This window comes from uncultured Shewanella sp., assembly GCF_947495455.1.
Taxonomy (GTDB): Bacteria; Pseudomonadota; Gammaproteobacteria; order Enterobacterales; family Shewanellaceae; genus Shewanella.
Genome location: NZ_CANLZC010000167.1, coordinates 1 through 6,827 on the forward strand (window position 1 = coordinate 1; position 6,827 = coordinate 6,827).

Annotated in this window: 6 protein-coding genes and 1 pseudogene; 2 read left to right on the forward strand and 5 right to left on the reverse strand. The window is 37.7% G+C overall.

Translation table 11 applies throughout. The features are described 5' to 3' along the window. Positions 1-99 precede the first annotated feature (99 nt). Positions 100-453 (forward strand): annotated as a pseudogene (locus tag Q0791_RS25320) (methyltransferase); the annotation flags it as partial. Positions 454-555: 102 nt separating this feature from the next. Here the strand turns inward: Q0791_RS25320 and Q0791_RS23925 are convergent. From Q0791_RS23925 to Q0791_RS23945, 5 genes are all read right to left on the reverse strand, one after another. Continuing rightward, complete coding sequence (locus tag Q0791_RS23925) at positions 556-1,605, reverse strand: FUSC family protein (protein ID WP_299011776.1); 1,050 nt, start codon at positions 1,603-1,605, stop codon at positions 556-558. Further along, the gene (locus Q0791_RS23930) at positions 1,598-2,683 is read right to left on the reverse strand and encodes a hypothetical protein (protein WP_299011777.1); all 1,086 of its coding nucleotides are present in this window, start codon (positions 2,681-2,683) and stop codon (positions 1,598-1,600) included. The genes Q0791_RS23925 and Q0791_RS23930 overlap by 8 nt, the downstream gene beginning before the upstream one ends. Before the next feature lie 39 nt (positions 2,684-2,722). After that, positions 2,723-3,499, reverse strand: a complete 777-nt coding sequence (locus Q0791_RS23935) for an alpha/beta hydrolase (protein ID WP_299011778.1) — start codon at positions 3,497-3,499, stop codon at positions 2,723-2,725. A gap of 99 nt (positions 3,500-3,598) precedes the next feature. Continuing rightward, a complete protein-coding gene (locus Q0791_RS23940; RefSeq protein ID WP_299011779.1) occupies positions 3,599-4,018 on the reverse strand; it encodes a secondary thiamine-phosphate synthase enzyme YjbQ in 420 nt (139 codons plus the stop codon). Positions 4,019-4,123: 105 nt separating this feature from the next. After that, a complete protein-coding gene (locus Q0791_RS23945; RefSeq protein ID WP_299011780.1) occupies positions 4,124-5,836 on the reverse strand; it encodes a hypothetical protein in 1,713 nt (570 codons plus the stop codon). Positions 5,837-6,048: 212 nt separating this feature from the next. Here Q0791_RS23945 and Q0791_RS23950 point away from each other — a divergent pair. Beyond that, on the forward strand, positions 6,049-6,827 hold a 779-nt coding region (locus Q0791_RS23950), incomplete at its 3' end, for a DUF4396 domain-containing protein (protein ID WP_299011781.1).

Sequence of the window (6,827 nt, forward strand, 5' to 3'; positions counted from 1 at the left end):
GAGCTTATTATGGTTGTTTGGAGTATTTTACCTCAAAACCCTTGATGTGGCTGCTTTATATAAGGGGACACCTAAGATGTCGCACAGTTTAAACAGACTCAATCCATAACCCTAACTTCAGGTAATTTCTTTCAAGATAACTGGCCTTTAAATTGTGATGGCATTTGCTTTAGTAATGTACTGCATGATTGGCAAACGGATACTTGCCAGCAACTGCTCAACAAAGCCTTTGATACTTTACCCAGCGGTGGGCATGTTTTCATTCACGACATGTTGTTTGACTCGACTAAGCTCACCCCGAGCCTATTTTGCTTTCATCTTTTTATGAATCATGGCGCCCAGTTATTCAGTGAACAGGAAACCTATCTATTACTGAGTAAAGCGGGTTTTATTGAGTGTCAAGCCCAGAAGGCACTGGGCTATTTTTCTGTGCTTAGCGCTAAAAAACCTTAGTCTACCAAACGGTTGCTAGCAGCTTGATACTCAGCAGCATAAGCAATACTCCCGATATTCGTTCAATCAAATCAATAAAAATAACCCTGACCTTTTAATCAACTAATCAGATGAGTGCGTGATTAAATCTGTGATCTGTTGATTCACTTTACGTAAGTAATAAATCAAACTGTAAAAATGTTCGATCTTACTATAATCGGGCATCGCATTATCTTTGTAAAGCAGCGCTATTTTTTGACGTATCTGTAATCGAATCGCATTCAAAGAATGGGGCTCTTCCTTTACTTTGCTTTTAACCTCACTGGACATGAATATCGATAAAGCATGTGAATTGTTTTTTATCACTGCTTGAAACTGTGATAACTCCTTCTCAAATTCAACGCATAATGGACTCGGCTCTTTTTCCAGTAACGCCAAAATATTCGTCAAGTAATGAAACAACAAATCAAATCCAAATTGATAATTTTGTAGCTGCTGACGCTTATTTCTAGAAAACGTCACTTCAAATTCAGAAAAAGATTGTTTATTTTTTAACGCTTCCCAACTGGAATATAATTTTTGATGCCAATCCATTAACTGGCACATATATTGTGGATCTGACGATTTGAGGGCATAAAAAATATCATCAATGAAACCATCAAGCTGTTGCAACACAGTCAAATAATGCACTTGCACATCCACATAACTACGATTAGGAAAAATAAAACCGGATACGAACACAGCAACCATGGCACCAATTAAAGTATCATAAGCTCTTGCGGCAAATAATGATAAACTCCAACCACTTAATACAGAAAAAAGAAAAACAACAAAAAGGGTAATAAAAAAGCTAGCCCAAGCATAAGAACGCGGTAAAAAATACACCATTGCAAAAATGCTCATAAACAGAAAACTCATCAACAAGAGTGGTTCCTGTTTGGGCAACAAAGGAAGGAGATATAGCACAACTCCAGTTCCCAAAATCCCACCTATTAAGGTCATGCTCACCCGCTCTTTGGCCTTTTTAATACTCTCACCAAAGGTACTAGACACTAATAAAATGGCTGTTAACGTTGCCCAAATTCCCCGCTCTAGTGAAAAGCCATGAGCAATCATTAAAGTAAGCATAACGGCTATAGAGGCTTGAAAAGCTTGGCGAGTGGCGTTATTCATCCCCCTTAATCTCCCACAATTCAAAATTCTCAATCAATCGTTTTAAACTCAAAGAAAAATTAAAAATGTGAATGGATTCAGGCTGTGTTAAATCAATCTCAAAGGGATAACCGCTAAAATAATCATATTCTCGTTTAAATTGCTGCATATGTACCAAAGTCACTTTCATATGATTGATTTTTGATAAGGTTAAAACCAAGAGCAGCCCATTGGCCACTTTGAGAATATCTTCTTGCACTTGCCTATTTAATTCATTGCTTTCAATTAGTTGCTGACAACTTTCAAACAACATTCCAAATGTTTTCGCCATTCGATAGTGAAAATTGTAAAATTGCTCTAACAATGGATCTTTGTCTAAAAACAAACACTCATTCACTAACCTTGAATTATCTTTTCTCAGTTGTAAAGCCACTTTAATATACCTTTGATGTTCTATTTCAAAGGCTTGTGCGGCTATCTGCCTAGCTTTAAATAAATCCCTTTCCTTCTCTTCACACTCTTCATCTTTAACGACACTCTCACATGGCATAAGCATAAAGGAAGCCAACACCTCAGAAGAGAGTTTAAATAATAACTGTAAATGAGTATTTAATTGCTTTCGATCATCGATAGGTAAAATGATAAAAGTAAAAAAAAGCACAATAGCTGATGCTAAAACAATGCCTTCCCAAAGATCCATGACAGAGGGGCGTGGCAAAAGCAATACAATAATATACAAGATGAGCACAAATAAAGGAGGAAAAAAGAATCGACCTCCAAATCGCCTCAAATAAAATGCTACAAAGACTAAAACAATAAATAACCCATTGCTCAGCCAAGGGATGTGATAAAATTGCAGCGCTAAACCACTGCTTGCTATCATGGCAACAGCCGAGCAAGCAATAGTCAAAAATTGCTGTTTTTTGTTGCGTCCAATGCGTAATATGGACAAGAAGCCCGCTGTAAATGTCCCCAACAATTGCGCATTTTGATTATATTCACCGAGAACAAACCAAGTACAGACAATGATGATCAAAGTTTTAATGGACTGAATAAACGCATTTTGCCGTTGGGACAGCCAAAACTTCACCGCTTGCATTCCATTTTGCCTCAATAGATTAGTCAAAATTCAAATGAATTAAATATGTGAAAACAAATAATCCATGATTAAAGGATTCACTAAACTTGACTGCAATAATGGCGCCATATGTCCCCCATTGATTTCAATTTTAGTAACATGATTTAAATGCTCACCAATGACTTTGACCACTGCTTTAGCTGAGCTGCGACTTTTATCACCCGTCATTAATAGTATATTGGCCGAAATACTCTCAGCATAATCTCGTGCCGTTTTGGGTTCACTAATAATAGCGCCAAAATCTAACGACACTTTTGGCATCAACTCAGCTAAACCTTGTTGAATAGGCTTAGGTAAAGCTGAAAAGTACCCCTCACCATTCCAATAGTCAGTAAATAATGCCGCCGCCTCAACAGCGGTCACCTTATCCATTCTCACCGCCAGCTCTGAAACTTGTTGGCGTTGTGGGTTCGCCTCATTCAATAAATGAAAAGCCACAGGTTCAAAAATACATAAGGCTTTGACTTGCTGCTTAAATGCATCAGCCAAACGAAGCGCTACCGCACCACCAAAAGAATGTCCAACAAGATAATAGGGATCTGATATTGCCTCTTGCTGTAAAAATGCTTGAATGCGTTCCACTTCACATTTTAATGAATAGGGAACAGAGATCTTTTCATTGATAAGACTACCATAACCCTGTAAATCCACATTCACACAAGTAAAACGTGGCGCAAGCTGCTTAATTAAACTTTTCCACTGCTCTTTGGAGCTCAAAGAGCTGTGTAATAAAATCACTACTGGGCCACTACCTGATACTTGTATTCCTTTCGACATTAGCATTTTTCCATAAAGTAGATTTCAAATGATAACATCCTATATTTGTTAACGACTAAGCACTAGCAAAAAATCATCAGTTGCCACTTCTGACAAGTATTACTCGCCATTTAACGTAATCACTAAAGTTCTGGACGATGCATGTTCTCTATGCTCACAAAGATAAATACCTTGCCATATGCCCATGTTCAACCTGCCCTTTGTCACAGGAATACTTTGACTCGAACCTATCAATATGGATTTAATGTGAGCAGGCATATCATCTGGCCCCTCAAAAGTATGCTCATAATAAGGTGCGTTTTCTGGCGCCAACACATTAAAATGTTGTTCTAAATCATGGCGAACACTAGGATCGGCATTTTCATTGAGACCAATAGACGCAGAAGTGTGTTTAATAAAAAGGTGTAATACCCCTACATTAAGCTTTTTAATTTCTGGCACTTGCTTCAAGATCTCATCCGTAATGAGATGAAAACCTCTCTTTTTAGCTTGAACGCTAATTTCTTTTTGAATCCACATTTTCAGCCTTCCTCAATCCTAACCCTTATCGCTATATCAACACACTCAACCACAGCATGTAACAAAAAAGCTGCAGTAGCAGCTTTTTTTAAATCGATTATAGGATTAACTTTTACTACTGAAAAGAGACCTCACATTTGACAAAGTCTCTACCCAAGAGCGTACTTTTTCATAGCCAGTATCTTGACTATTTTGTGCTTTCAAATCCTTCGCTTGCTGCTTACCCAAAATGATATCGCCCTTTTTCATCACCTTTCCAGTCTCATTAATCTCTTCTATGATTTTCTTTTCTATAATATTTGGATGATGTTTTTCTATATTATCAAGATCCTGTGGGGAGATTTTGGTTACATCCAATTTTTGGCTCACCAGTGGATTATGAATATGCCGACGGGTATTCCCCGCTAATGCCCACTTTGTCCCTGATTTAACGTCTTGATAGACATCTATGGGTAAACCTTTCTCTCTGTTGATTGCCGCTTGAAGATAAGTTGACGCAGTTCGATTACAATTTGATTCAAAAGGGTTATTGCCAGGTAAAGCAGTATAAGCCACCATGGAACGATCTTTTAATGCTTTTTTTTGAGGCTCTGTTAGCATATGCTTTGCATGAACTTTATCTTTTAGTTCCATTTTTTGAGCATGTTTGGCAATGACATGTTCACCATTATTTCTCTTTAACTGATTAATAACTTGAGCATATTGTTGTTGCTCTTTGGTCATTTTGACACCGCTAGACTGTTGCTCTAATCCATTGAGCCCGAGTTTTTCATTGAGATAATCCTGATAAATCCGTTGTTCTCGAGTGATTTCTTGTAATGTCGTCAATTTAACAGGCTGTTGTTTAACTGGGCCTTTTTGCTGCTCAAAGTAACGCATATCCTCATTATGGGTAAAACCTTTACGAGGATCCATATTATAGAATCCCTGTTGTCCATTACATTTAGCCGCCACATACCCCAGTCCAACACGGTGAGATTCGGTCAATAAATCTTCATGACCTGTCTTTTTAAGCTCAGTTTTAATAGCCTCAACAAACCCATCAAGAAAGGCAAATTCTTTGCCTTTTAATGCAGAAACGGCTTTAAGGATTAGTTCCTCAAAAGGCACTTTCATTTTCGTTCCATCGCTGCTTTTCGTCACATATTTTGCTTTTGATAACTCAGTCATAAACTCATTATTCAGCTCAACCTTAGAGCGAGTCATGTCATTTTTTTCACCAAAAAGTTGCGCATATTTAGAACCCGGCTCTCCCGTCATAATATACGCATGCAAAGGAGGAGATAACTCGCTAGAAGCATAACGGTGAGCCATATACACAGGCACAGGCCTAAGAGTAGGTTTACCTTGGCTTTGGATCTGCACTTCAAACGCTTGCACTAACCTGTTTTTAATACTTTTTGCTTTCAATGTTTGCAACCCTTGCTCATAAGAGCTCAATACAGGTCGACTCCAAGAAGCAATCACTTTATGGGTTTTAGGATCACCTTTAAAATAACCAATTTGATATTTAACCTTGCCTTCTTCATTTTTAATTCTGGTATAATCACTGGATGTTAAGGCCTCTAATCTATAAAAAAGCTTTGTTTTTAATGCGCTATCAACAAGGCTGTTCTTTCCTTCCAATGCATCAAGTTGACGAATATATTCTTTTGCTTCAGCTCTATGGGTTCCACAAACGGTATCGCACAACCAATCCCACACCTTCTCACCTAGACGAACATTATTCACATGGGCGATTTCTTTTTCACTGATATAATTTTTATCCCAAACACTATGATGAGTTGTACTACCACCCCCTAGCTGAATACCCGCCATTTTCCTACCTCGATAATTAATTAAACTTGATCAAATAAAATGAAAATTTAATCAAATATCCATTTTATTGCTTCCAAAATTCACTGAAACTATCGTAAAAATAGCCTCTTACAACCAAAGTCGCACCCTGACTGTCAGACTTAAAAAACATCATTAAGTCATATTATCCACTATGCTTTACATAACTAATAAATAGAAAAATCGGGATCACAATGAATATGTTATATGGTGCATTAATACTATGGTTTTTTCTGACATTACTTTCAATGATATATGTCATTTGGGATCAACTAACCAATACACCATCAATGCGAATTATGACGTTAGCTTGGGCACTGATTATCTTATACACAGGTCCATTAGGGCTATTCTTTTATTTCCTCTCTTGCCGTCAACCGTTAACAGGAAGTCATGATGAATTTATTAATGTTCACTGGAAGCAAGCTTTAGGTTCAATGATCCACTGCGTTGCAGGTGACGCAACAGCCATTATCATAATGGCGATAATCTTAACCTTCTTTACCATTACCAATGGATTAGAAATGGTACTTGAGTACATCGCCGCTTATTTATTTGGCCTGTTGATTTTTCAAGCTTTGTTTATGCGATCTATGTTTGATAGTTATGGAGAGGCCGTTAAAAAAACACTTTTTGCAGAAACCCTTTCAATGAATTTTGTCATGTGTGGCATGTTACCCACTATGTTTATCCTCGCGCATTTTTTTCCTATCAGTACCGACCCCTATAACCTCTTTTTTTGGGGCAGAATGAGTTTTGCCACCATAATCGCGGCTATTATTGCCTACCCCATTAATGCTTGGATGGTAAAAAAAGGCATCAAGCATGGCATGATGTCACGTATACAAAACACGAATAATGTTCATCAACATCAGAGTCAAATGAGTCATAATGAGCAACATGCACAACATGCACAACATGCACAACATGCACAACATGCACAACATGCACAACATGCACAACATGCACAACA

Bases quoted from the DNA above. Each gene is read 5' to 3' on its own strand.
- Q0791_RS23935 (WP_299011778.1), bottom strand. From the start codon at position 3,499: ATGTCGAAAGGAATACAAGTATCAGGTAGTGGCCCAGTAGTGATTTTA.
- Q0791_RS23930 (WP_299011777.1), bottom strand. From the start codon at position 2,683: ATGCAAGCGGTGAAGTTTTGGCTGTCCCAACGGCAAAATGCGTTTATT.
- Q0791_RS23925 (WP_299011776.1), bottom strand. From the start codon at position 1,605: ATGAATAACGCCACTCGCCAAGCTTTTCAAGCCTCTATAGCCGTTATG.
- Q0791_RS23945 (WP_299011780.1), bottom strand. From the start codon at position 5,836: ATGGCGGGTATTCAGCTAGGGGGTGGTAGTACAACTCATCATAGTGTT.
- Q0791_RS23940 (WP_299011779.1), bottom strand. From the start codon at position 4,018: ATGTGGATTCAAAAAGAAATTAGCGTTCAAGCTAAAAAGAGAGGTTTT.